This window comes from Streptomyces sp. NBC_01214, assembly GCF_026340975.1.
Lineage (GTDB): Bacteria > Actinomycetota > Actinomycetes > Streptomycetales > Streptomycetaceae > Streptomyces.
This window is the reverse complement of record NZ_JAPEOS010000001.1, coordinates 2,870,243-2,893,159: the sequence shown is the minus strand read 5'-3', so window position 1 is coordinate 2,893,159 and position 22,917 is coordinate 2,870,243. Positions and strand designations below refer to the sequence as shown.

Annotated in this window: 22 protein-coding genes and 2 tRNA genes; 10 read left to right on the top strand and 14 right to left on the bottom strand. The window is 72.1% G+C overall.

The genetic code is table 11. From position 1 onward, the window contains the following. Positions 1–124 precede the first annotated feature (124 nt). From OG594_RS13845 to OG594_RS13830, 4 genes are all read right to left on the bottom strand, one after another. Entirely contained in the window at positions 125–877 is a 753-nt protein-coding gene (locus tag OG594_RS13845; protein ID WP_030010550.1) for a YebC/PmpR family DNA-binding transcriptional regulator, read from the bottom strand. A gap of 57 nt (positions 878–934) precedes the next feature. After that, a complete protein-coding gene (pdxT, locus tag OG594_RS13840; protein WP_266598608.1) occupies positions 935–1,528 on the bottom strand; it encodes a pyridoxal 5'-phosphate synthase glutaminase subunit PdxT in 594 nt (197 codons plus the stop codon). Between the two features lie 7 nt (positions 1,529–1,535). Then, the gene (gene pdxS, locus OG594_RS13835; RefSeq protein ID WP_030706266.1) at positions 1,536–2,453 is read right to left on the bottom strand and encodes a pyridoxal 5'-phosphate synthase lyase subunit PdxS; all 918 of its coding nucleotides are present in this window, start codon (positions 2,451–2,453) and stop codon (positions 1,536–1,538) included. Positions 2,454–2,590: 137 nt separating this feature from the next. Beyond that, on the bottom strand, positions 2,591–3,133 hold the full coding sequence (locus tag OG594_RS13830; RefSeq protein WP_030010553.1) for a membrane protein: 543 nt from the start codon (positions 3,131–3,133) through the stop codon (positions 2,591–2,593). 109 nt (positions 3,134–3,242) lie between these two features. On the opposite strand from OG594_RS13830, the gene OG594_RS13825 reads away from it, so the two are divergent. After that, positions 3,243–3,830 (top strand): hypothetical protein, encoded by a 588-nt coding sequence (locus tag OG594_RS13825; protein ID WP_266598604.1) that lies wholly within the window; start codon positions 3,243–3,245, stop codon positions 3,828–3,830. A gap of 7 nt (positions 3,831–3,837) precedes the next feature. On the opposite strand, the gene OG594_RS13820 is transcribed toward OG594_RS13825, so the two are convergent. From OG594_RS13820 to pgsA, 3 genes are read right to left on the bottom strand one after another with little or no spacing between them, the layout of a single operon-like run. Then, positions 3,838–5,010, bottom strand: coding sequence for a glycosyltransferase family 4 protein (locus tag OG594_RS13820; protein WP_266598602.1), 1,173 nt, complete (start codon positions 5,008–5,010; stop codon positions 3,838–3,840). Next, positions 5,010–5,912, bottom strand: a complete 903-nt coding sequence (locus tag OG594_RS13815) for a phosphatidylinositol mannoside acyltransferase (protein ID WP_266598600.1) — start codon at positions 5,910–5,912, stop codon at positions 5,010–5,012. Before OG594_RS13815 ends, OG594_RS13820 begins: the two co-directional genes overlap by 1 nt. Continuing rightward, positions 5,912–6,571 (bottom strand): phosphatidylinositol phosphate synthase, encoded by a 660-nt coding sequence (gene pgsA, locus OG594_RS13810; protein WP_266598598.1) that lies wholly within the window; start codon positions 6,569–6,571, stop codon positions 5,912–5,914. The genes OG594_RS13815 and pgsA overlap by 1 nt, the downstream gene beginning before the upstream one ends. Before the next feature lie 313 nt (positions 6,572–6,884). Between pgsA and OG594_RS13805 the strand changes: the two genes are divergently transcribed. From OG594_RS13805 to OG594_RS13795, 3 genes are all read left to right on the top strand, one after another. Beyond that, on the top strand, positions 6,885–9,080 hold the full coding sequence (locus tag OG594_RS13805; RefSeq protein ID WP_266598596.1) for an elongation factor G-like protein EF-G2: 2,196 nt from the start codon (positions 6,885–6,887) through the stop codon (positions 9,078–9,080). Positions 9,081–9,209: 129 nt separating this feature from the next. Further along, positions 9,210–10,889, top strand: coding sequence for a hypothetical protein (locus tag OG594_RS13800; protein WP_266598594.1), 1,680 nt, complete (start codon positions 9,210–9,212; stop codon positions 10,887–10,889). A gap of 31 nt (positions 10,890–10,920) precedes the next feature. Beyond that, positions 10,921–11,328, top strand: a complete 408-nt coding sequence (locus OG594_RS13795) for a DUF1992 domain-containing protein (RefSeq protein WP_266598592.1) — start codon at positions 10,921–10,923, stop codon at positions 11,326–11,328. A gap of 35 nt (positions 11,329–11,363) precedes the next feature. On the opposite strand, the gene OG594_RS13790 is transcribed toward OG594_RS13795, so the two are convergent. Both OG594_RS13790 and thrS read right to left on the bottom strand, forming a co-directional pair. Further along, the gene (locus OG594_RS13790) at positions 11,364–11,924 is read right to left on the bottom strand and encodes an HIT domain-containing protein (RefSeq protein WP_030010101.1); all 561 of its coding nucleotides are present in this window, start codon (positions 11,922–11,924) and stop codon (positions 11,364–11,366) included. A 97-nt stretch (positions 11,925–12,021) separates the two neighbouring features. Continuing rightward, positions 12,022–13,998: a threonine--tRNA ligase gene (thrS, locus tag OG594_RS13785; RefSeq protein WP_266598590.1), complete on the bottom strand. Its 1,977-nt coding sequence runs from the start codon at positions 13,996–13,998 to the stop codon at positions 12,022–12,024. A gap of 240 nt (positions 13,999–14,238) precedes the next feature. Between thrS and OG594_RS13780 the strand changes: the two genes are divergently transcribed. After that, complete coding sequence (locus tag OG594_RS13780) at positions 14,239–14,745, top strand: GNAT family N-acetyltransferase (protein ID WP_266598588.1); 507 nt, start codon at positions 14,239–14,241, stop codon at positions 14,743–14,745. Positions 14,746–14,755: 10 nt separating this feature from the next. Then, positions 14,756–15,256 carry a DUF4232 domain-containing protein gene (locus OG594_RS13775; RefSeq protein ID WP_266598586.1) on the top strand — a complete coding sequence of 167 codons (501 nt, stop codon included), beginning with the start codon at positions 14,756–14,758 and terminating at the stop codon, positions 15,254–15,256. Positions 15,257–15,442: 186 nt separating this feature from the next. Here OG594_RS13775 and OG594_RS13770 read toward each other — a convergent pair whose 3' ends face one another. Both OG594_RS13770 and OG594_RS13765 read right to left on the bottom strand, forming a co-directional pair. Continuing rightward, positions 15,443–16,648 carry a hypothetical protein gene (locus OG594_RS13770; RefSeq protein WP_266598584.1) on the bottom strand — a complete coding sequence of 402 codons (1,206 nt, stop codon included), beginning with the start codon at positions 16,646–16,648 and terminating at the stop codon, positions 15,443–15,445. Further along, positions 16,648–17,226: a DUF4365 domain-containing protein gene (locus OG594_RS13765; protein ID WP_266598582.1), complete on the bottom strand. Its 579-nt coding sequence runs from the start codon at positions 17,224–17,226 to the stop codon at positions 16,648–16,650. Before OG594_RS13765 ends, OG594_RS13770 begins: the two co-directional genes overlap by 1 nt. Positions 17,227–17,428: 202 nt before the next feature. Here OG594_RS13765 and OG594_RS13760 point away from each other — a divergent pair, with 202 nt between their 5' ends. Further along, positions 17,429–18,154 (top strand): 3'-5' exonuclease, encoded by a 726-nt coding sequence (locus tag OG594_RS13760; protein WP_266598580.1) that lies wholly within the window; start codon positions 17,429–17,431, stop codon positions 18,152–18,154. Positions 18,155–18,222: 68 nt separating this feature from the next. On the opposite strand, the gene OG594_RS13755 is transcribed toward OG594_RS13760, so the two are convergent. After that, a tRNA-Val gene (locus OG594_RS13755) sits at positions 18,223–18,294 on the bottom strand. 151 nt (positions 18,295–18,445) lie between these two features. Between OG594_RS13755 and OG594_RS13750 the strand changes: the two genes are divergently transcribed. Beyond that, positions 18,446–20,785, top strand: a complete 2,340-nt coding sequence (locus OG594_RS13750) for an SCO7613 C-terminal domain-containing membrane protein (RefSeq protein ID WP_266598578.1) — start codon at positions 18,446–18,448, stop codon at positions 20,783–20,785. A gap of 49 nt (positions 20,786–20,834) precedes the next feature. Here OG594_RS13750 and OG594_RS13745 read toward each other — a convergent pair. After that, a tRNA-Val gene (locus OG594_RS13745) sits at positions 20,835–20,906 on the bottom strand. A gap of 46 nt (positions 20,907–20,952) precedes the next feature. After that, entirely contained in the window at positions 20,953–21,447 is a 495-nt protein-coding gene (locus tag OG594_RS13740) for a TIGR02611 family protein (protein WP_266598576.1), read from the bottom strand. A gap of 177 nt (positions 21,448–21,624) precedes the next feature. Here OG594_RS13740 and OG594_RS13735 point away from each other — a divergent pair, with 177 nt between their 5' ends. Both OG594_RS13735 and OG594_RS13730 read left to right on the top strand, forming a co-directional pair. After that, positions 21,625–22,038 carry an SsgA family sporulation/cell division regulator gene (locus tag OG594_RS13735; protein WP_030011909.1) on the top strand — a complete coding sequence of 138 codons (414 nt, stop codon included), beginning with the start codon at positions 21,625–21,627 and terminating at the stop codon, positions 22,036–22,038. A 198-nt stretch (positions 22,039–22,236) separates the two neighbouring features. Next, positions 22,237–22,857 (top strand): CGNR zinc finger domain-containing protein, encoded by a 621-nt coding sequence (locus OG594_RS13730; protein ID WP_266598574.1) that lies wholly within the window; start codon positions 22,237–22,239, stop codon positions 22,855–22,857. Positions 22,858–22,917 lie beyond the last annotated feature (60 nt).

Below are 22,917 nucleotides of genomic sequence, written 5' to 3'. Positions count from 1 at the left end.
CCGCCTGTGACAGCGGCACCGACCGCACGGACCGACCCGCCGGGCCGGGGGCGTCGGAAGTGCCGGGGACGGAAACGACGGTGGGCCGACGGGGTGTCCCCGTCGGCCCACCGTTGACGCTCGGTCAGGCGTCGACCTTCTCCATGACTTCGTCCGAGACGTCGAAGTTGGCGAAGACGTTCTGCACGTCGTCGCTGTCCTCCAGCGCGTCGATCAGCTTGAAGATCTTGCGCGCGCCCTCTTCGTCCAGCTCGACCTGCATGGTCGGCAGGAAGTTGGAGTCGGCCGAGTCGTAGTCGATGCCGGCCGCCTGGAGCGCGGTACGGACCGCGACCATGTCGGTGGCCTCGCTGATGATCTCGAAGCTGTCGCCGAGGTCGTTGACCTCTTCGGCACCCGCGTCGAGCACCGTCTCCAGGACGTCGTCCTCGGAGAGCTCGCCCTTGGGCAGCAGGACGACGCCCTTACGGTTGAACAGGTACGAGACCGAGCCCGGGTCGGCCATCGAACCGCCGTTGCGGGTCATGGCGACACGCACGTCGGACGCGGCACGGTTGCGGTTGTCGGTGAGGCACTCGATCAGCACCGCGACGCCGTTCGGACCGTAGCCTTCGTACATGATCGTCTCGTAGTCGGCGCCGCCGGCCTCAAGTCCACCGCCGCGCTTGACCGCGGAGTCGATGTTCTTGTTGGGGACCGAGCTCTTCTTCGCCTTCTGGATGGCGTCGAAGAGCGTCGGGTTGCCGTCGATGTCGGCGCCGCCCATACGGGCCGCGACCTCGATGTTCTTGATCAGCTTCGCGAAGAGCTTGCCGCGCTTGGCATCGATCACGGCCTTCTTGTGCTTCGTCGTAGCCCATTTAGAGTGGCCGGACATCCGCCTGTCTCCTTCGCGTAACCAACAGTGTTCGTCCCCGATCCTACCGGGAGCCCGTCACAGCCCCGCGCGCACCATGTCGACGAAGTACGCGTGAACGCGGTCGTCTCCGGTCAGCTCGGGGTGGAACGAGGTCGCCAGGACGTTGCCCTGACGCACGGCGACCGTGTGGCCGTCGTACGTGGCGAGCACCTCGGCGGCGGCGCCGACGGACTCGACCCAGGGCGCGCGGATGAAGACGCCCTCGACCGGACCGCCCGCTATGCCCGCGAAGTCGATCTTCGCTTCGAAGGACTCGTTCTGACGGCCGAACGCGTTGCGGCGGACGATCATGTCGATGCCGCCCAAGGTCTCCTGGTCCTCACGGCCGTCCAGGAGCTTGTCCGCGAGCATGATCATGCCGGCGCAGGTGCCGTACACGGGCATGCCGGCCGCCACGCGGTCGCGCAGCGGCTCCAGCATGCCGAACAGCACGGCGAGCTTCGACATGGTGGTGGACTCGCCGCCGGGGATCACCAGGGCGTCGACCTCGGCGAGCTCCTCGGGACGCCGGACCGGCCTGGCCACGGCGTCCGCCGCGGCCAGGGCGATCAGGTGTTCCCGTACGTCGCCCTGGAGGGCCAGGACACCGATCACGGGGGTGTTCGTCATGTCGGGACTACCAGCCGCGGTTGGCGTAGCGCTCGGCCTCGGGGAGGGTGTCGCAGTTGATGCCGACCATGGCCTCGCCCAGGTTGCGGGAGGCGTCCGCGATGATCTTCGGGTCGTCGTAGAAGGTGGTGGCCTTCACGATGGCGGCGGCGCGCTTGGCCGGGTCGCCCGACTTGAAGATGCCGGAGCCGACGAAGACGCCCTCGGCGCCGAGCTGGCGCATGAGCGCGGCGTCGGCGGGGGTGGCGACGCCACCGGCGGAGAACAGCACGACCGGGAGCTTGCCGAGCTCGGCGACTTCCTTGACGAGCTCGTACGGGGCGCGCAGCTCCTTGGCGGCGGCGAACAGCTCGTTGTTGTCGTAGCCGCGCAGGCGGGCGATCTCGTTCTTGATCTGGCGCAGGTGGCGGACGGCCTCGACGACGTTGCCGGTGCCGGCCTCGCCCTTCGAGCGGATCATGGCCGCGCCCTCGGCGATGCGGCGCAGGGCCTCGCCCAGGTTGGTGGCGCCACAGACGAAGGGGGTGGTGAACGCCCACTTGTCGGAGTGGTTGACCTCGTCGGCCGGGGTCAGGACCTCGGACTCGTCGATGTAGTCGACGCCGAGGGACTGCAGGACCTGGGCCTCGACGAAGTGGCCGATGCGGGACTTGGCCATGACCGGGATCGAGACGGCCTCGATGATCTCTTCGATCATGTTCGGGTCGGACATGCGCGCGACGCCGCCGTCCTTGCGGATGTCGGCCGGGACCCGCTCCAGGGCCATGACGGCCACGGCGCCGGCGTCCTCAGCGATCTTCGCCTGCTCGGCGTTGACCACGTCCATGATCACGCCGCCCTTCAGCTGCTCGGCCATGCCGCGCTTGACGCGCGAGGTGCCGATCGCCGACTCGGCGGACTGGGGGGAGGTGGGAAGCGTGCTCACGGATTGACCTCACTCGAAAGGAAGACGGGGTGCTGCTCGTACTACTCGGCTGAGGAAACCCCAAGGGATCAGTCCACTACAAGGGCCAATGTGGAGCCTGTGGCTCCTTGATTTGTCCCTCGCGGCCCTTTGAAGCCCTACGTCGGCCGATCTGCAAGATCCACCGGAGGCTCATCGTCCATTTCGAAGGCGAGCGGGAACGGCGCGTGACCCGCCAGTCTGAACCAGCGGACCTTGCGGTGCCGGCGCAGCGCGCGGGCGGCCCGCACCGAGTCGTTGAGGAAGCGCCGCGCCATCGGAACCCGGCGGACGGCCGCCGCCAACTCCTCCGTGGCCTCGGCCCCACCGGGGGCCGCCTTGAGCACGTCGACCTGGTCGGCATCGGCGAAGACCGCCCGCAGCGCCTGGCTGAGCTCGCTCTCGGCCACCTCGCGGTGGTCCTCCTCGGCCTGCCGGGCGGCGTGCGCGGCCTCGTAGAGCACCAGGGAGGAGGCGGGGTCGAGCACCCCGGACGTGGCCACCTCCAGCACGACGGAGGCCCGCCGCACGAGCTGCGCGTCGAGCGCGGCCCGCGCGGCGTCCATCCGCGAGTGCAGCCGGTCGAGCCGGCCGGCGGTCCAGCTGAGGTAGACCCCGATGACTCCGAGAGCCAGGGCGATCCAGACAAGGGTTTCGATCACGCTGCGCGACCCTACCGCTCCGCGCGCCCCCGACCCCCATCGCCCCTGGCCCGGGCCGCCCCCGGACCCGTAGGGTTCATGATCCAAAGCTATCGGGGGGACGAGACTCATGAGATCGCGCCGCAGAACGTCGGCACGGGTACTGCTCGCGGTGGCCGCCGCCCTGGTGACCGGCGCACTGGCCGCTCACTTCTGGGGCGGTCCGGACGGCGGTCTCGTCGTCCTCAACCGGGTACACGGCCACTTCGTCACCATGGGCTGGCTCGCGCTGGTCGCCCTGGTCGGCGGGATCCTGCTGGGAGCGCGGAAGACTGCGACGCGCCTCGCCCTGGGACTCCCGGTGGCCGTCCTCGGGATCATGATCATGGCCCTCGCCACCTTGCTGACCCTGCTGGACGGTGGGCAGGAGCAGACGCAGAGTCTGACGGCCCCCGGCCGGAACGACCGTCGACTGGTCGTCGAAGAGGGCTCGGCCATGATCGACCCGCTGTGGTACGTGTACGTCCACCAGGGCAGCGGGCCCCTGGAGCGCCGCTGGGCCGTCGGCTACTTCAACGGCGACGCCACCGACAACGAGCTCCGCGAGGCCGTCTGGACGGCCCCCGACCGGATCCGTCTGACCACCTCCGGCGGCGTGGTCCACGAGGTGGCCGTCGCCCCCGACGGCCGGCCCGACCGGACCGTCTCCGCCGGGTAGCGAACCCTCAGGAGGACGTGGTGTCCTTCGAGAAGCCCAAGCGGGTGCGGAGGGGGACGCGTTCGTCCGCGGCCACCGCCGCGGCGCCGTCCGTCACCGTTTCGTAGACGGCCAGGATATCCGCCCCGACCGTGGACCAGTCGAAGCGGCGCACGTGCGCCGAGCCGCGGGCGCTGAGCTCGGCCCGCCGCTCCGGGTCCCGCAGCAGGCTGATCGCCGCCGTCGCCAGCGCGTCGGCGTTCTCGTTGGCGAAGAGATCGCCGGCCCCGCCCTGGTCCAGGACCTGGGCGAAGGCGTCCAGGTCCGACGCGAGCACGGCCGCACCCGCCGACAGGGCCTCGACCAGGATGATGCCGAAGCTCTCGCCGCCGGTGTTCGGGGCGACGTACACGTCCACGCTGCGCAGCAGCCGCGCCTTGTCCTCGTCCGAGACCATGCCGAGGAACTCGACGCGGGAGCGGAGGTCCGCCGGGAGGGAGGCCACCGCCTCCTCCTCGTCACCGCGGCCCGCCACCAGCAGGCGTACGTCCGGGCAGGCCTCCACGATCTGCGGGAAGGCCGCCATCAGCACCGGCAGGCCCTTGCGGGGCTCGTCGATCCGGCCGATGAAGCCCAGCGTCTGACCGGACCAGTCGGGGTTGGCCTCGGCCTTGGCGAAGAAGTCCACGTCGACGCCGTTGGGGATGACGACCGCGTCGCCGCCCAGGTGCTCCACCAGCGTGCGCCGCGCGTACTCGCTCACCGCGATCCGCGCGTTGATCTTCTCCAGGGCCGGCTGCAGGATCGGGTACGCCGCGATCATCGCCCGGGACCGGGGGTTCGAGGTGTGGAAGGTCGCCACGATCGGGCCCTGCGCCGCCCAGCAGGACAGCAGCCCCAGCGAGGGCGAGGCCGGCTCGTGGATGTGGATCACGTCGAAGGTGCCGTCGTGGAGCCAGCGCCGGACCCGGGCCGCCGACAGGAAGCCGAAGTTCAGCCGGGCCACCGAGCCGTTGTACGGGACCGGCACCGCCCGCCCGGCCGAGACCACGTACGGCGGCAGCGGGGTCTCGTCGTCCGCCGGGGCGAGCACCGACACCTCGTGGCCGAGGCGGATCAGGTGCTCCGCCAGGTCCCGGATGTGGAACTGGACGCCACCCGGCACGTCCCACGAGTACGGGCACACGATGCCGATCTTCACTACGGGCGCTCCTCCAAGTCGTCCAGCCACAGCCGCTGCAGCATGTGCCAGTCCTCCGGGTGCTCGGCGATGCCCCACGCGAAGACGTCCGCCACCGCCTGGGTCATGAGGGTGGTCTTCTCGGTCCGGGTCCCGGTCTTCGGCACCTTCACCTCGGGGTGGATCCGGCCGTACATCTTCGGCGCGTCGCCGTAGTGCAGGGTCGCCGGGAGCAGCACCGCACCGGTCTGCTGCGCCAGCAGCGCCGGTCCGGCCGGCATGCGCGCCGTGGCGCCGAAGAAGTCCACCTCGACCCCGGAGGCCGACAGGTCCCGGTCCGCGACCAGGCAGACCATGCCGCCGGAGCGCAGTCGCCGGGCGAGGGTGCCGAAGGCGGCGCCGCCGCTGTGCGGCAGGACCTCCATGCCCAGGCTCTCCCGGTAGGCCACGAAGCGGTCGTAGAGGGTCTCGGGCTTCAGCCGCTCGGCGACCGTCGTGAAGGGCGCACCCATGTGACCGATGGCCCAGGCCCCGGCGAGGTCCCAGTTGGCGAGGTGCGGCAGGGCCACGATCACACCGCGCCCGGAGTCGAGGGCCTCGCGCAGCAGGTGCTCGTCCTGGAACTCGACATCGGTGCTGAAGCGCTCCGGGTCCATGGTCGGCAGCCGGAACGACTCCATCCAGTACCGCATGTACGAGCGCATGCCCGCCTGCGACAGCTCGCGCAGCCGCTCCGGGCCGGCGTCGGGCACCACCCGGGCCAGGTTCGACTCCAGCCGCAGCACGCTCTTGCCGCGCCGCTTCCACGCGAAGTCGGCGATGCGCCGGCCCAGGGCCACGGCCGCCGGTTCGGGCAGCTTCTTGACCCCGGCCCAGCCGAGTCCGTACAGCGAGTCGACGAGCTTGTCCTGTAGGGCGCCCATCAGGCCGCGCCGCCCTCGGCGGCCGCCGCGTCGGCCTCGGCCGACTCGCGGCGCACGGTGACCACCCGCTGGATCAGGGTGACGAGCGAGCCCACCGCCACGATCCACAGCGCGATCGGCAGCAGCACACCGATCCAGGACGGCACGCCGAAGGTCTGCAGCCCGGACAGGCCGGCCGCGACCAGCGAGATCACCAGTCGCTCGGCCCGCTCGATGAGCCCGTTGACGGCCACCGGCAGCCCGATCGACTCGCCGCGCGCCTTGGTGTAGGAGACCACCTGGCCACTGGCCAGGCAGAAGATCGCCACCGCACACAGTGCGTTGTCGTTCCCATTGCCCGCGTACCAGAGCGCGAGGCCGCCGAAGATCGCCGCGTCCGCCACCCGGTCGAGGGTGGAGTCGAGGAAGGCTCCCCACCGGCTGGAGATGCCGGCCTGGCGGGCCATGTTCCCGTCCACCAGGTCGGAGAAGACGAAGAGGGTGATGGTGATGGTGCCCCAGAAGAACTCGCCGCGGGGGAAGAACCACAGCGCTCCGGCCACCACTCCGGCCGTGCCGATCAGGGTGACCGCGTCCGGGCTCACCCCCCGCCTGAGCAGAAATGCGGCGAATGGCGTGAGAACACGCGTGAAGAATGCACGCGCGTACTTGTTCAGCATGGCCTTCCCGGAGGGTCGCTGGGCCGCACGGCCACCACGGCCACCGGCTGGCCCATCGTAGCCAGCACGCCACCGCGCGAACGCCGCGCACCCACCGGTTCGTGTCACGTAAGACGTACGTCACGTCGTGGACCGCCTCCGGTGGGCCCCGCGTACGTCCCCGGTACGACGTATGGACGGGATGTGACACCAGTGCAAAGCTCGAAGAACCACTCGTTCCTCCTCCGCGGAGGAGGCCGGGACACCCGATCCGGACACCCGTCCCCACACCACCCGACCCTCCTCACCGTCACCACCGGGAGGTACGAGCATCATGGGAGCCACATCACACCACGCCGGAGCCGCCGGCAGGGCACTGACGGCCGACCGCCCCTCGTCCATTCGGAACGTCGTGCTGGTCGGCCACAGCGGATCCGGCAAGACCACGCTGGTCGAAGCCCTCGCCCTGACCGCAGGAGCGGTCAATCGGGCCGGCCGGGTCGAGGACGGCGCCACCGTCTCCGACTACGACGAGATCGAGCACCGCCGACAGCGCTCCGTCCAGCTGTCCCTCGTCCCCGTCGAATGGGGCGGAATCAAGATCAATATCCTGGACACCCCCGGATACGCCGACTTCGTCGGGGAACTCAGGGCCGGTCTGCGCGCCGCGGACGCGGCCCTTTTCGTCGTCTCGGCCTCGGACGGGATCGACGGCGCCACCCGCATGGTCTGGGACGAGTGCGAGGCCGTCGGCATGCCCCGCGCCATCGTCGTGACCCACCTGGAGGCCGCCCGCTCCGACTACGCGCAGATGACCACCGTCTGCGGCGAGATCTTCGGCGCCGACGACCCCGACGCGGTGATCCCCCTCTACCTCCCCCTGCACGGCCCGCCCGGCCCCGACGGGCACGCCCCCGTCACCGGCCTGCTCGGCCTGCTCTCCCAGCGCGTCTACGAGTACGCCTCCGGCGAGCGCGTGGAGCGCGACCCGGACCCGGCCGAGCTCGCCCTCATCACCGACGCCCGCGCCCGGCTCATCGAGGGGATCATCGCCGAGAGCGAGGACGAGAGCCTCATGGACCGCTACCTCGGCGGCGAGGAGATCGACCTCAAGACCCTCGTCGACGACCTCGAGCGGGCGGTGGCGCGCGGCACCTTCCACCCCGTCCTGATGGCCGCCCCCGCCACCGACGGCGCCCGCCAGGGCCTGGGCACCGTGGAACTCCTGGAACTGGTCACCGGCGGCTTCCCCACCCCCCTGGAGCGCGCCGCCGTCCCCGTCACCCGCCCCGACGGCTCCGCCCGCCCGGACGTCACCTGCGATCCCGACGGCTCCCTCGTCGCCGAGGTCGTCAAGACCTCCTCCGACCCCTACGTCGGCCGGGTCTCCCTCGTACGCGTCTTCTCCGGCACCCTGAAGGCCGAGGAGACCGTGCACGTCAGCGGGCACGGGCTCACCGACCGCGGGCACGAGGACCACGATGTCGACGAGCGGGTCGGCACCCTCTCCTCCCCCTTCGGCAAACAGCAGCGCGTCCTCACCCGGTGCATCGCCGGCGACCTGGCCTGCGTGGCCAAACTGACCCGGGCGGAGACCGGCGACACCCTCTCCGCCAAGGACGACCCGCTCCTGATGGCGCCGTGGACCATGCCCGACCCCCTGCTCCCCCTCGCCATCGAGGCGCACAGCAAGGCCGACGAGGACAAGCTGTCCCAGGGCCTGGCCCGGCTCGTCGCCGAGGACCCGACCATGCGGCTGGAGCAGAACCCGCACACCCACCAGGTCGTCCTGTGGTGCCTCGGCGAGGCCCACCAGGACGTGGCCCTGGAGCGGCTGCGCACCCGCTACGGCGTCCAGGTCGACCCCGTCCCGCACAAGGTGAGCCTGCGCGAGACCTTCGGCGCCAAGGCCGCCGGGCGCGGCCGGCACGTCAAACAGTCCGGCGGCCACGGCCAGTTCGCCATCTGCGAGATCGAGGTGGAGCCGCTCCCGCCCGGCAGCGGCATCGAGTTCGTCGACAAGGTCGTCGGCGGCTCCGTGCCCCGCCAGTTCATCCCGTCCGTGGAGAAGGGCGTACGCACCCAGGCCGCCCGCGGGGTCGCCGCCGGCTACCCCCTGGTCGACGTGCGCATCACCCTCCTCGACGGCAAGGCGCACTCGGTGGACTCCTCCGACGCCGCCTTCCAGACGGCTGGCGCCCTCGCCCTGCGGGAGGCCGCCGCCGAGGCCCGGATCGACCTCCTCGAACCGGTCGCCGAGCTCGCCGTCATCGTCCCCGACGAGTACGTCGGCCCGGTCATGAGCGACCTGGCGGGCCGCCGCGGCCGCGTCGTGGGCACCGACCAGGCCACGCCGGGGCGCACCCGGGTCCGCGCCGAGATCCCGGAGATCGAGATCGGCCGCTACGCCGTCGAGCTGCGCTCCGTCTCGCACGGCACGGGCCGCTTCGCCCGGGCGTACGCCCGCCACGAACCGATGCCGCCGCAGATCGCGGAAAAGGTGCGCGAACAGGCCGAGAAGGGAAGCTGATTGGTGTAGCACAGGGTCGGCCGCCCACCCAACCAGCTTGCGGTGGGCGGCATTTCCCTGTCCCATGACCATGGGGCGAGATCCGCCGATAGGCTCTTCGGCGCACCAAAAGAGCAGGAACGCACAGCGATGGGGGCAGCGGTGGCGGACGACGGATTCGACTTCAGGCCCGGAGCGCAGGTTCCGCTGCAAGGGGGCGGCGGGCAGACGGCGGCGACCAACGCCCTCGCCTCGGCCGCGTACCGGGACGGCGGCAAGGACAGCAAGCTCGAGAAGATACTCACCGCCAACAACGAGAACCACCCGGCGACGATCAAACCGCCGAAGATCTCCCTCTTCGAACCCAGCCTCGGCGAGGCCTTCTGCCGGGCCGTGGAGGCCCGCGCCCTCGGTCCGGGCCGCAAGCCCCTCATCCAGTCCTTCGGCGCCGATCCGCAGACGGTGGTGGAGCACTGCCTGGCCGCCTCGCACATCCGCAAGGAGCGCGACCGCAAACTCCGGCTGATCATGCTGGTCTGCGGTGTGCTGTTCCTGCCCGGCCTGCTGCTGTGGCTGGGGCTCTTCCAGCTCCGCAAGACCCTGGCCGCCAAGGAGGGCAAGCACAGCTCCTGGATCGGCACCGCGGTCCTGGTCGGCGTCGGCGCCGTGGCGGCCCTCCTGATGTTCAAGCTGCCGCTGACCGGCTTCCTCGGCCTGTACGCCCGCGGCATGATCATCGCCCCGGCCCTGGGCTGGTTGCTCGCCCGCCGCACCTGCGAGGCCACCGCCCGGGACCTGCGCGCCCGCTGGGACGGGCTGCTGTCGGGCGGCGGGGTCGGGGCCAAGATCCCCGAGGCCGTGCCCGGCAACCCCGACGAGAAGGCGCGCGAGGACCTGCGCCACCAGCTCGCCAAGCTCACCGCGGAGGACCACAGCAACCAGGTCTTCTACGCGGGTCCCAAGGGGATCCTGGGCATGGGCACCCGCTGGGGCAGCTGGCAGATGGCCGAGGAGCTGGCACCCAAGAGCGAGGGCATGGAGATCCACCCCTTCCGCAGCTGGGACGTCGTACGCGGGATCGACGCCCAGCTCCGCAAGCTCGAGCGGGGCCCCCTGCACACCGGCGGATTCCCGCCCGCCGCGATCCAGCACTGGATCGTCACCCCGATCGGCGAGGGCGCCGCCGAGGTGGCCCGCCCCACCGGCGAGAACGTGGACGCCTTCCTCATCAAGCCGCACGAGATCACCCGGATCTGCAACGAGCAGCAGTTCAGCGCCGGCAACCGGCACTACCTGGGCATCCAGTACCCGCTCTGGGACGGCCAGCTGGTCATCAACATGCTGGTCACGGTCACCGTGCTCTACAAGACGCTGCGCGTGGACGTCACCGCGCACGCCCTGGGCCCCGTACACGGACTGTTCACCAGCAAGTCCGCGGCTCCGACCGTGGAGGTGCCCAAGAGCATCCGCTTCTGGGAGACCGTGGAGCGCCCGCTGCCGCTGGTCGACGCGCAGGAGGTGGTGCGCCTCGCCGTGCGGGCCCCGCTGACCTGGTACCCGCCGCTCCTCGAGTTCTTCGGCGGCAAGCTGGTCCTGCCCGAGCCCTTCGGCCTGCGCCACGTGTGGGCGAGCTCGATGTGGCGGCACCGGTTCATGGCGGACGACGCCCTGCGTACGGTGGCACCGGTCCTGCGGTCGATCCACGCGGCGACCTTCAAGGTGCTGGAAGAGAACGGCGTCGACACCGACCGCTTCACCAACCGCTCCTCGATCATGAGCGGGCTCGTCCAGGAGCCGTCCCCGCGCAAGGCGGACGTCTACGACGCGTAGGTAGGCTGGAGGGGACGGCCGAGGAGGGACGATGACCGAGCGCAAGCCACCGGGTGTCAGCTTCGAGTCCTTCGTGGACCGGCAGATCCGACAGGCCACCGAACGGGGCGAGTTCAAGAGCCTGCCTGGCTACGGCAAGCCGCTGGCCTCGCTGGACGCGCCCTACGACGAGCAGTGGTGGATCAAGGACAAGCTGCACCGCGAGGGCTTCGCCGTCCTGCCGCCGGCGCTCGCGCTGCGCAAGGAGGCCGAGGACGCCGCGGAGAAGGTCCGGGCGGCCCGCTCCGAACGCCAGGTGCGGGACGTCCTCACGCAGATCAACGAGAAGATCGCCGCGGCCCTGCGCAGGCCCCCGCCGGGCCCGCCCCTGGGCCTGACGGAGTTCGACGTCGAGGCCGAGGTGGAGGCCTGGCGGCGGGGCCGCCCCGACCGGGCCTGAGCGGACCCGATCGGGCCTGACCGGGAAGAGACGGCCTAGTCGACGGGCCAGGCGTCGGCGAGCATCTGGCGGGTGTCCGCCAGGAGTTGGGGCAGCACCTTGGTGTGGCCCACGACCGGCATGAAGTTCGTGTCCCCGCCCCAGCGGGGCACGATGTGCTGGTGCAGGTGCGCGGCGATGCCGGCGCCGGCAGCCGCGCCCTGGTTCATGCCGATGTTGAATCCGTGCGCGCCCGAGGCCTTGCGCAGCGCGACCATCGCCCGCTTGGTGAGGTCGGCGAGCTCGGCCGTCTCCGGCCCGTCCAGCTCGGTGTAGTCGGCGACGTGCCGGTACGGGACCACCATCAGGTGGCCGCCGTTGTACGGGTAGAGGTTCAGCACCGCGTACACGTGCCGGCCCCGCGCGACGACCAGGCCGTCCTGGTCGGACATGTCCGGAATCCCGCAGAAGGGACAGCCGTCCCCGGCCTCCGGGCCGGTCGGCTTGTTCTCCCCTTGGATGTAGGCCATCCGGTGGGGCGTCCACAGTCGCTGGAACGCGTCCTGCGTGCCCACACCGATCTGCTGCTCCGGCTGAGTCGTCATGGCGGCAAGCATATGACCTTGGCCTGGCGTACGAAGAAGGCCCCCGGAAAGTGATCACTTCCCGGGGGCCTTCAGGTGCTTCGGGTACTTCGGGTGCCGGATCGGACGATCAGACCTGGACCCGGTCCGCGACGACCTTGGCCAGCTTGGCCAGCGCCTCGTCCTTGGCGATGCCGTTCTCCTGCGAACCGTCGCGGTAGCGGAAGGAGACGGTGCCCGCGGCCATGTCCTCGTCACCGACGATGATCATGAACGGAACCTTGAGCTTCTGGTGGTTCCGGATCTTCTTCTGCATCCGGTCCGAGGAGGCGTCCACCTCGACCCGCAGGCCCTGCTTCTTCGCCGCCGCGGCGAACTCCTGCAGGTACTCGACGTGCCCGTCGCCGATCGGGATGCCGACCGCCTGGACCGGTGCCAGCCACGGCGGCATGGCGCCCGCGTAGTGCTCCAGCAGCACGGCGAAGAACCGCTCGATCGAGCCGAACAGCGCGCGGTGGATCATGACGGGCCGCTGGCGCGAGCCGTCGGGCGCGGTGTACTCCAGGTTGAAGCGCTCCGGCAGGTTGAAGTCGAGCTGCACGGTCGACATCTGCCAGGTGCGGCCGATGGCGTCCTTGCACTGCACCGAGATCTTCGGACCGTAGAAGGCTGCGCCGCCCGGATCCGGGACCAGCGGGAGGCCCTGCTTCTCGGCGACCTGCGCGAGGACCGCGGTCGCCTCCTCCCAGGCCTCGTCCGAGCCGACGAACTTCTCCGGGTCCTTGGTCGACAGCTCCAGGTAGAAGTCGGTCAGACCGTAGTCGCGCAGCAGGTTGAGCACGAAGGTGAGGGTCGTGTCGAGCTCCTCCGCCATCTGCTCGCGGGTGCAGTAGATGTGCGCGTCGTCCTGGGTGAAGCCGCGGGCGCGGGTCAGGCCGTGGACGACGCCCGACTTCTCGTACCGGTACACGGTGCCGAACTCGAACAGGCGCAGCGGCAGCTCGCGGTAGGAGCGACCGCGCGCGTCGAAGATCAGGTTGTGCATCGGGCAGTTCATGGGCTTGAGGTAGTAGTCGGTACCACCGTCGAGCTGCATGGGGGGGTACATGCCCTCCGCGTACCAGTCCAGGTGGCCGCTCTTCTCGAAGAGGGCGCCCTTGGTGGCGTGCGGGGAGTAGACGAACTCGTAGCCCTCCTCCTCGTGCCGCTTGCGCGAGTAGTCCTCCATGACCCGGCGGATGATGCCGCCGCGCGGGTGGAAGACGGCGAGGCCGGAGCCGATCTCGTCCGGGATGGAGAAGAGGTCGAGCTCGTTGCCGAGCTTGCGGTGGTCGCGCTTCTCGGCCTCGGCGAGGAAGTCGAGGTGGGCCTTCAGCTCCTCCTTCGACGGCCACGCGGTGCCGTAGATGCGCTGGAGCATCGGGTTCTTCTCGCTGCCGCGCCAGTAGGCGGCCGCGTTGCGCATGAGCTTGAACGCCGGGATGTTCCGGGTGGTGGGCAGGTGGGGACCGCGGCAGAGGTCCTTCCAGCACAGGTCGCCGGTCTTCGCGTCCAGGTTGTCGTAGATGGTCAGCTCGCCGCCGCCCACCTCGACGTTCGCACCGTCGTCGGTGGACGCGGAGCCCTTGATGCCGATGAGCTCCAGCTTGTACGGCTCGTCGGCGAGCTCCTCGCGGGCCGCCTCGTCGGTGACCACGCGGCGGGAGAACTTCTGGCCGCGCTTCTGGATCTCCTGCATCTTCTTCTCGATGGCCTTGAGGTCATCGGGGGTGAAGGGGCGGGCGACGTCGAAGTCGTAGTAGAAGCCGTTCTGGACCGGCGGGCCGATGCCCAGCTTGGCCTCGGGGAAGAGCTCCTGCACGGCCTGCGCCATGACGTGCGCGGTCGAGTGGCGCAGGATGTTCAGGCCGTCCTCGGAGGAGATCTCCACCGGTTCGACGGTCTCGCCGTCCTGCACCTCGTACGCGAGGTCCTTGAGCTCGCCCGCGATGCGCGCGGCGACGATGGTGCGCTCGCCGGCGAAGAGCTCCGCCGCCGTAGTGCCCGTGGCCACCACGCGCTCGTCCCGCTCGGAATCGCGTTGGATGATCACACGGACGTCTGACACCGGTCTCTCCTGACTCAGGGGGTGCGCGGGCGAACGCCGCGCGCCTGAATCGTACCGAGCGGAGCGGCCGTGCCGCTAAACGGTTACCGCCCGGGCCTGCCCAGCGGGTCCCCCGCACCCGGGGGCCGACGCGGTCGGGCCCGTGGGGCGGGGCCCCGCGGCGTCCCCTCGGCCCCGCGGGCCGCCGCCCGCCCGAAAACTCCGGGCCGCTCGGCGCGGGCCGCGGGTAGCGTGGCCGGCATGCCGCAGATACGTCTCCTGGACCTGACCGACGACGCCACCGCGGCGGCCGTGCACCGGATCGGGCGGGCCGCCTACGCGGTGGAGGCGGAGCTGATCGGCTTCGACGGCATCCCGGCGCTGGGCGAGAGCCTCGCCGAGATGAGGGTCCGGCCCCTGAACTGGGTGGGCGCCGTCGCCGAGGACGGTGTTCCGGCCGGTTTCCTCGCGTGGGAGGAGGCCGACGACGCCGTCTGCATCGACCGGCTGTGCGTGGACCCGGCCTGGTTCCGCCGCGGCGTCGCCTCGCAGTTGCTGCGCCACGCCCTGACCGAGCTGTTCCCGGGCCGGCCGGTCGAGGTCACCACGGGCGCGGCGAACGCCCCCGCAGTGACCTTGTACGAACGCCTGGGCTTCACCCGCGGCCTCGACTTCTCCCCCGTCCCGGGGCTGGTCATGGCCTCCTTCGGCCGGGCCGCCACCGGCACCTCGTGGGATGGTGGAAGGGGATCTTCCTACCTGGCATGAGGTGACACCCATGAGCGTGACCAGGAAGGCGGCTGCCTTGGGCGCCGCGACGGCCCTGCTGGCGGGCGGACTGCTCGTCGGCACTCCCGCGGCGGCGGCGCCGGTCCCCGCGTGCACCGGAGACCTGCTCTCGGACTCGGGCGCGGAGCGGCCCGACACCACGCACGTGCGGTTCACCGTGGTCAACAACGGCCCGACCTGTCAGCTGCAGGGCTTCCCGACGGTCGCCCTCGCCGGCCAGGGCTCTCCGGACCAGAACAAGCCGCTGCGCGTCGTCCCCCGGGGCGAGGCCCGGCCGGTGCTGCTGCCCCTGGGCGGGACCGCCTCGACGGTCCTGACCTTCACCCCGGTGCTCGGCGAGGCGGACGGCTTCTGCGCCTCCGGCGCCGACCCGACCGTCGCCCCCACGCTGGTGATCGGCGTCATGGGCACGGGCTTCCAGGTGGCCCCCTCCGACGGCGGCCAGTTCGCCCTGTGCGGCGACACGGTCCGCGCCACCGCGTACCGCTAGGCCCTGCCGTCATCTGGGCCGTCTCTTTCGGATCGTGCCGGGCCCGCAACGCCCGGCACCGCAATCGATCCCCCAGACTCCGTCCGGGGGGACCCCCAGGTTGTCGGGGCGCCCTGCACGGCACCGCCACCGGACGCCGCGGGCTCGGCCGACGAGATCCGGAAAGAGACGACCCGGCCGTCCCGTCTAGTCGTCAGAGGGCAGCACGTCCTCCGGGTCGAAGGCCGCGTCCAGGGACTTCATCAGCCGGTCCCGCTCGACCTCGTCCATCGGTACCGGCGTCACGTCCGCCGCGTCGGACAGCCGCCGGAAGCCGCCGCGGCGTTGCAGTCGGCCGGTGAGCCGGACCGGCAGGCCCACCAGGTGGGCGTGGCCCGCGATGCGGTACGCCTCCTCGTCGAGGGCCGCCCGGACGTACGGGACCTCCGCCCCGGCCAGCACCCGCAGCCGTACGGTCCCGCCTCCCCCGGCGGCCTTGCGCCGCATCCGCACCACGGCCCCGGCGAGCCGGACCGGTACGGCGGGTTCCGCGCGGGTGTAGCGGGCGGCGGCCTCCCGCAGCACGAGCAGGTCGCCCGGGGAGAACTCCACCGGCTCGGGGCGGGCCGCACAGCCCGCCGGGACCCCGGCCGCCGGCGCCCAGGCCAGGGTGATCCGGGCCCCCTCCGAGCCCCGGACCAGGGCGATGAGCGCTTCGGCGAGTTCCCTGCTGACCCCGGCGGCCACCGCCGCGTCGAAGGCCTCCATGCCGCCGGTGGCCCGCTGGTAGTCCACCGCCTCGCGGGCCGCGTGCAGGGCGTGGTGCAGCCGGGTCACGGGTCCCCGGCCGCCGTCCACGGGAACGTACGCGGTCAGCTGGCGCCCGCCCGGGGAGGGTCCCACCAGGACCCCGTCCAGGGTGCGCTCGGCCTGCGCTTGGTGCCGGGCCCCGTAGTAGCCGGCCCGGGCCCGGTCGGCGAGGGCCCCCGCGAGCAGGAGCCGGCGTGCGGCCGAGCGCAGCTGCTCCTGCACGGGCCAGGAGGCCTCGCCCTGGTACCCGTAGGGCCCCTCCGGGATCTCCCGCTCCCAGCGGATCTCGTCGCTGGGCACGCTCAGTCCGAGGAGCACCTCGCGGGCCGAGGGCAGTCCGCCGTGCGCGAGGGCGGTGAGCGCCTCCTCCAGCAGGTCCGTGCAGTCGGGGAAGGTGCGGCTCTCGGGGACGAGCAGGCTGGTGCCCGAGCGGCCGGGCGGGGTCCAGCGGCCGTACCGGCCGGCCGCGCCGCCGCGCCGCAGCCATCCGTGCCGGTGCAGCAGCGCTCCCAGCACTTGCGGGTCGACCTGCGCGGGATCGGGACCGCCCGGGGCGTACCGCGGGGACGGGAGCGGTTCGAGGTGCGGTGAGTGCAGGTTCATCAGGGTGTCCCTCCCGACCCGACCCGGGTCATGATCTCGCACAGCGCACGGTCGTCGAAGATCCGCGTGGTCGGGATCCGTACGGTGGTGCGGCGCCGGCCGGTCACGGGGTGTCCGGCGAGGTTGGTCCAGTAGCAGCAGTGCCTGAGGTCGAGCCGGTCGTGTCCGGCGGCGAGCCATTGGTCGCGCTCCCTCGGTACGAGCATCACGACGAGGATCTTGTGGACGGCGACGGGCGTCCGGGCCAGCTTCACCAGGTGCTCGTTGTCGAGGGTGAACCCGAAGGTGGCACCGGCGGGCCGCGGCGGTATCTGGTAGGTCGCCTTGAGCTGCACCTTGATGGTGACCTCGTCGTCGACGACGTGCTCGGGCGCTCCGTGGGAGACGTGCCAGTCGATGCCGTTGTCGGGGAAGGGCTGGGAGAGCGAGCACCCGGCGGCGGCCGCGACGGCGTGCAGGTATCCCACCTGGAGGGTCTCCATGCAGGCGGTGGTGGCGAGCGTGCCGCGCAGGGCTCCGGTCCGCGGACCTGTCCCCTGGTGGAGCACCCCGCCCGGTTCGGGCTGTGTGAGCGCCATGGCCGGCTCCCCCGTGCCTTGCGGGCTCTGTCGCGAGCGTGCTGGGTGACGGCCGGTCATGCGCACGGCCCCCCAAGGAAGTTGTCTCCGCACCCGAGTGCCCGCAAACGGCGTACGGGGCAAACAGCCCGGGTATCACGGATGCGGCGGGGCTGGAGTGTTCAGGAAGCTCCATCCGCCGCTCGGGGACGAGGAGTTCGCCATGACACGCTGGTACGAGGGCCCGCTGGCCGCATTCGACACGGAGACCACCGGGGTGGACGTCGAGCAGGACCGGATCGTGTCCGCCGCGCTCATCGTCCAGGAGTGTGCGGGCGGCCGGGTCCGCACCACGCGCTGGCTGGTCAATCCCGGGATTCCGGTGCCCCCGGGCGCTACGGAAGTGCACGGGCTGACCGATGAACACCTACAGCGTCACGGGCGCTGGCCGGCGCCGGTGGTGGAGGAGATAGCCCGGGCGCTCGGGGAGCAGCAGGTGGCGGGCCGGCCGGTGGTGGTGATGAACGCGCCGTTCGATCTGACGCTGCTGGACCGGGAGTTGCGCCGGCACCGGGCGTCCTCGCTGTTGCGGTACCTGGACGACCGGCCGCTGACGGTGCTGGACCCGCGGGTGCTGGACAAGCACCTGGACCGCTACCGCAAGGGCCGCCGGACGCTGACGGACCTGTGCGCGCACTACGGGATCGAGTTGGAGGGCGCGCACGACGCGGCGGCGGACGCGATGGCCTCGCTGGAACTCGTCCGGGCGGTGGGGCGGCGGTTCGCGGCCCGGCTGGAGCGGCTGACGCCGGCCGAGCTGCACACGCTCCAGGCGGTGTGGCACGCGGCGCAGGCGCGGGGTCTGCAGGCGTGGTTCGCGCGTCAGGGGACGCCGGAGGCGGTGGATCCGCACTGGCCGCTGCGGCCGGACCTGTCGACGGCGGCGTAGGAGCGGTGCGCGAAGGTGCCCGAACATGCGGAAGGCCGGTCCGTCAGTGACGGACCGGCCTGTCCCGGTGGGCGATACTGGGATCGAACCAGTGACCCCTTCGGTGTGAACGAAGTGCTCTCCCGCTGAGCTAATCGCCCGGGAACGGACTGAACAATACAGAAGGCTCGGGGCTGGTTCAAACCGCTTCTCCCGAAGGGGCTCCGGGGCCGTACGTCAGGTACCTACTCAGGGCGCATCTGAGTACGCACGCCCATGTCCTGACTGCGTGACCGCCGCCACACTCCGGATATGAACACGCCTCTGCCGCCCGCCGAAGAGCTGGCGCTCATCGACCGCGAGCTGGCCCAACTCGATGCCCGGCGGCTGTATTTGCTGGGCCGCCGGGACTGGCTGCTGCGCGTGCTGCTCCAGTCCGGCGGCGCGCCCGCCCCGGTCCGCTGGGGCCCGGCCGCGACCGTCGGGCCCGCCGGTCCCGCGAAGGAGGCCTCCGCGCCGAGCGCGCAGAACGTGCTGCTCACCCTGGGCGCGGTGCTGCTGGCGATCGCGGCGCTCGCGTTCACGCTGGTCAGCTGGGGGTCCATGGGGATCGGCGGGCGCTCGGCGGTGCTCGCCGCGGTGACGGCGGCGGCGCTGGGCACGCCCGTGCTCCTGCTGCGCCGCGGGCTGCGGTCGACGGCGGAGTCGGTGGCGGCGGTCGGTCTGCTGCTGACGGTGCTCGATGCGTACGCGCTGTACGCGGTCGGCATGCCGGAGGCGAACGGCACGGGTTACGCGGCGGGGGCGGCCGCCGTGCTGGCGGCCGCGTGGGCCGGCTACGGCTCGGGGCTGCGGAAGCTGCGGATCCCGCTGCCGGCCGCGGTGCTGGCGGCGCAGTTCGCGCTGCCGCTGGCCGCGCTGGCCGTACGGCCGGGACCGCAGGCGCTCGGCTGGGCGCTGCTGACGACGGCGGCGCTGGACGCGGCGCTCGCCCTGAAGGTCAGGGCGGCGGCGGTCCCGGCGGCGGTGACGGGCGCGGGCGCGCTGCTGATCGGGGTGGCCCAGTCGTGGTCGGCCGGGTCGGCGGCGCAGGCCCTGGCCCCGGCGGCGCTGCTGCTGGCGGGCGCGGCCCTCGGGGTGGCGGCGGCATGGCGGGAGCCGCGCGCCTCGGCCGCGGCCCTGACGGGCGCCCTGGCGGCGGTGGCCGGCCTGGGCGGGGTGGCCCGGCCGGGCCTGGACCCGGCGTGGACGGTGCTGGTGCACCTGCTGCTGGCGCTGCCGCTGCTGGCGGCGGTACGGGCCTCCGCGCTCCCGGTGGCGGTCCGGCGCGGGTCGGCGCGGGCCGGGGCCGCGGTGGCGTCCCTGGCGGCGCTGTCGGCGGGTGTCGCGGTGGCCGCGACCCTGGTGGCCCGGCTGCGGGTGCTGGGTGAGGTGTGGGCGGCGACGACCCCGGAGCGGGACCCTTACGGGTCGGGGGCCGCGGCCGCGCTGACCCTGCTGGTCGTGGCCGGAGCGGCCTGGTGGCTCGCCCGGGCGCTGTCCCGGCCGGAGCCGATGGTGGTGGCGGTGGCCTCGGCCTGGGCGGGGCTGTTCACGGCCCCGGTGCTGCTCGGGTTCCCGGTGGCGGCGGTGTTCGCCGTGCAGCTCGCGGTGACGGGCGCGGCGGGCGCCCTCGCCCTGCGCTCCCGGGCGCGCGGGGCCCGGACCGCGGCCGCCGTGTGCGCGCTGACGGGCGCCGCGAACGTGTCCCTGGGCGCGCTGGACGGCCGGGCGGCGACCTTCGCCGTCTGGGGGCTGCTGGGCGCGGGCTGCGCGGCGGCAGCGGCGTACGGGGCCGCTTCGCGCCCGATCCGGTCGGGGGCGGCCGTGTCCGCGGTCGGCTACGCCACGGGCGTCCTGGTGGCGGCGGGAGCGGTGTCGGACCTGGCGGTGGTGTGGTGGGCACTGCCGGTGCTCGCGGTCCCGGCGCTGGCGGCGGCCCTCGGGCCGCGGCTGGGCGGGGTCCGGCTGCCCGTGGAGATCGCGGCGGCGGGGGCGGGCGCAGTGGCGGTGGGCCTGTCGGCCGGGCGGGCCGGGACCCTGGCGCTGGTCCTGGCGCTGGCCGGGGTGGTCTGCGCGGGCGCCGCGGTGCGGCCGGAGCGGCGGGTGCTGGGCTGGGCGGCGGGGGCGCTGTTCGCGGCGGCGACCTGGGTGCGGCTGGCCGAGGCCGGAGTGAGCGCCCCGGAGGCCTACGCGCTGCCGGTCACGGTGCCCGCCCTCGTGGTGGGTCTGCTGCGGCGGCGCCGGGACCCGGGGGCCTCGTCCTGGACGGCGTACGGCCCGGGCCTGGCGGCGACGCTGGTGCCGAGTCTGCTGGCGGCCTGGGGGGACGCGGGCTGGCTGCGCCCGCTGCTGCTGGGGGTGGCCGCGCTGGTGGTGACCCTGCTGGGCGCCCGGTGGCGGCTCCAGGCGCCGCTCCTGCTCGGCGGGGCCGTGCTGGCGGCGGTGGCGGTGCACGAGCTGGCGCCGTACGTGGTGCAGGTCGCGGGTGCGCTCCCGCGCTGGGTGCCGCCGGCCCTGGCGGGCGTGCTGCTGCTGGCGGTGGGGGCGACGTACGAGCGGCGGCTGCGCGACGCCCGCCGGCTGCGGTCCGCGATCGGCCGGCTCGGGTGAAACGCCAGAGGCCCGGAGACTGTGACAGTCTCCGGGCCTCTGGTCCGGGTGGGCGATACTGGGTTCGAACCAGTGACCCCTTCGGTGTGAACGAAGTGCTCTCCCACTGAGCTAATCGCCCGGACGCACCGCAAACATTACCGCATGTCAGCGGTGCTCCTTGACCATCACTGGTCCTTGAGGTTCCAGGGCAGGACGAGCCCGTACTTCCACAGGTAGAAACCGATCAGCGCGCCCGCGATCACGAGCCCCACGCTGGTCAGGATGATGTTGCGGCGGCGGACCTTCGGATCGAGCGCCTTCTGTGCGGCCTCGGTGACCTTCCGCTTGGTCCAGCGCAGCACGAGGTGGGCCCAGGCGAACTCGGTGGCCCAGATCGCCAGGCCCGCGAAGATCGCGACCCAGCCGGGACCGGGCAGCACGAGCATCGCGACGCCCGCGGCGATCACCGCGAGGCCGACGATGAAGACGCCGACCTGCCAGCTCAGGTGCAGGCTCTTGTTCGACTTGATGAAGGCCGGGGCCTTCGATACGTGCGGCGCCTCCGCGGCGGCCTCCGCGGTCGCGTCCGCGGTCTCGTCCGCGGCCGATCCGGTGGCGGCTTCCGTGGTGGCTTCGTCAGCGGCAGACCCTTGGGTTCCGCGGTCACTCCCCGTATTCATGGAGCCGAATCTACCGGAGCTCGATGCACACCGGAATGCGGGTTTGGATCCGCCGTCCGAGGGACCCAGAGGTCCGCAAAACGGTCAGAGGGGTTTACAACGGCACCGTAGGTGGCATGTCGATTTCGCCGACGTGCGAATCCCCGAGCGCACACTGAGCGAAAGGCCCTGGCGCTTATGAACACCACGGTCAGCTGCGAGCTGCACCTGCGCCTCGTTGTGTCGAGCGAGTCCTCACTGCCTGTTCCCGCGGGCCTGCGGTATGACACGGCCGACCCCTACGCCGTGCACGCCACCTTCCACACCGGCGCCGAGGAGACGGTCGAATGGGTGTTCGCCCGCGACCTCCTCGCGGAGGGTCTCCACCGGCCCACCGGTACCGGCGACGTCCGCGTCTGGCCGTCCCGCAGCCACGGTCAGGGCGTCGTCTGCATCGCCCTGAGCTCACCGGAGGGAGAAGCGCTGCTCGAAGCACCCGCCCGAGCACTCGAGTCGTTCCTCAAGCGGACGGACGCCGCGGTTCCACCCGGGACCGAGCACCGGCACTTCGACCTCGACAAGGAGCTCTCCCACATCCTGGCCGAAAGCTGAGCCAGGCCTACAGCCGCTCGACACCGTCCGACTCGGGGCGACGGTGTGGGCTGGACAACCACATACGGCAGTGCCGGCGCTGTTCCCGCGGAAGCCACCCGCGAGGACGGCGCCGGCGTGCTGTTCGGGACCCGCTATTGTCGGGCGGCAGCGGCGGCGGCTCCCGTCGTCGCAGGCCCGGCCCCTGAGGGAGACCCCGTGCAGATCCCCCACGACACCCGTCGCGCGCTCGACGTCGTCGTCGCGCTGGTGAACACCGCGGCCGAGGCCGACCAGCCCGACGGGCTCTCGGACATCGGCGAGCTGCGCGGATTCGTCCAGGAGTACGCGATCAGCGACGTCGGCGAGCTCAGCGCCCGCGACCTGGCCGGCGTCCGGACCGTGCGCGCAAAGTTCGCCCAGGTCTTCGCCTCCCCGAACCCACGTGCGGCTTCCATACTGATCAACGAGCTCGTGGCCACCGCCGGCACCACCCCGCAGCTGACCGACCACGACGGCTACGACTGGCACGTGCACTACTTCGCGCCGGGCGCGTCGGTGGGCGACCACCTGGCGGCCGACGGCGGCATGGCGCTGGCCTTCATCGTGGTCTCCGGCGAACAGGAACGGCTGCGCCGCTGCGAGGCCCCGGACTGTCGACGGGCCTTCGTCGACCTGTCCCGCAATCGCTCCCGGCGCTACTGCGACAGCCGGACCTGCGGGAACCGGCTGCACGTGGCGGCGTACCGGGCCCGGCGCAAGGAGGCCGACGCGGAGGCGTCAGAGCAGGAAGAGATCGTGCACGGCGGCGAGCAGCAGCAGGATGCCGATCACCGCTAGGAAGATCATCAGGGGTGGTTGGGAGAGCGCGAAGAGACAGCCTCGCGGCTCCTCCACGGC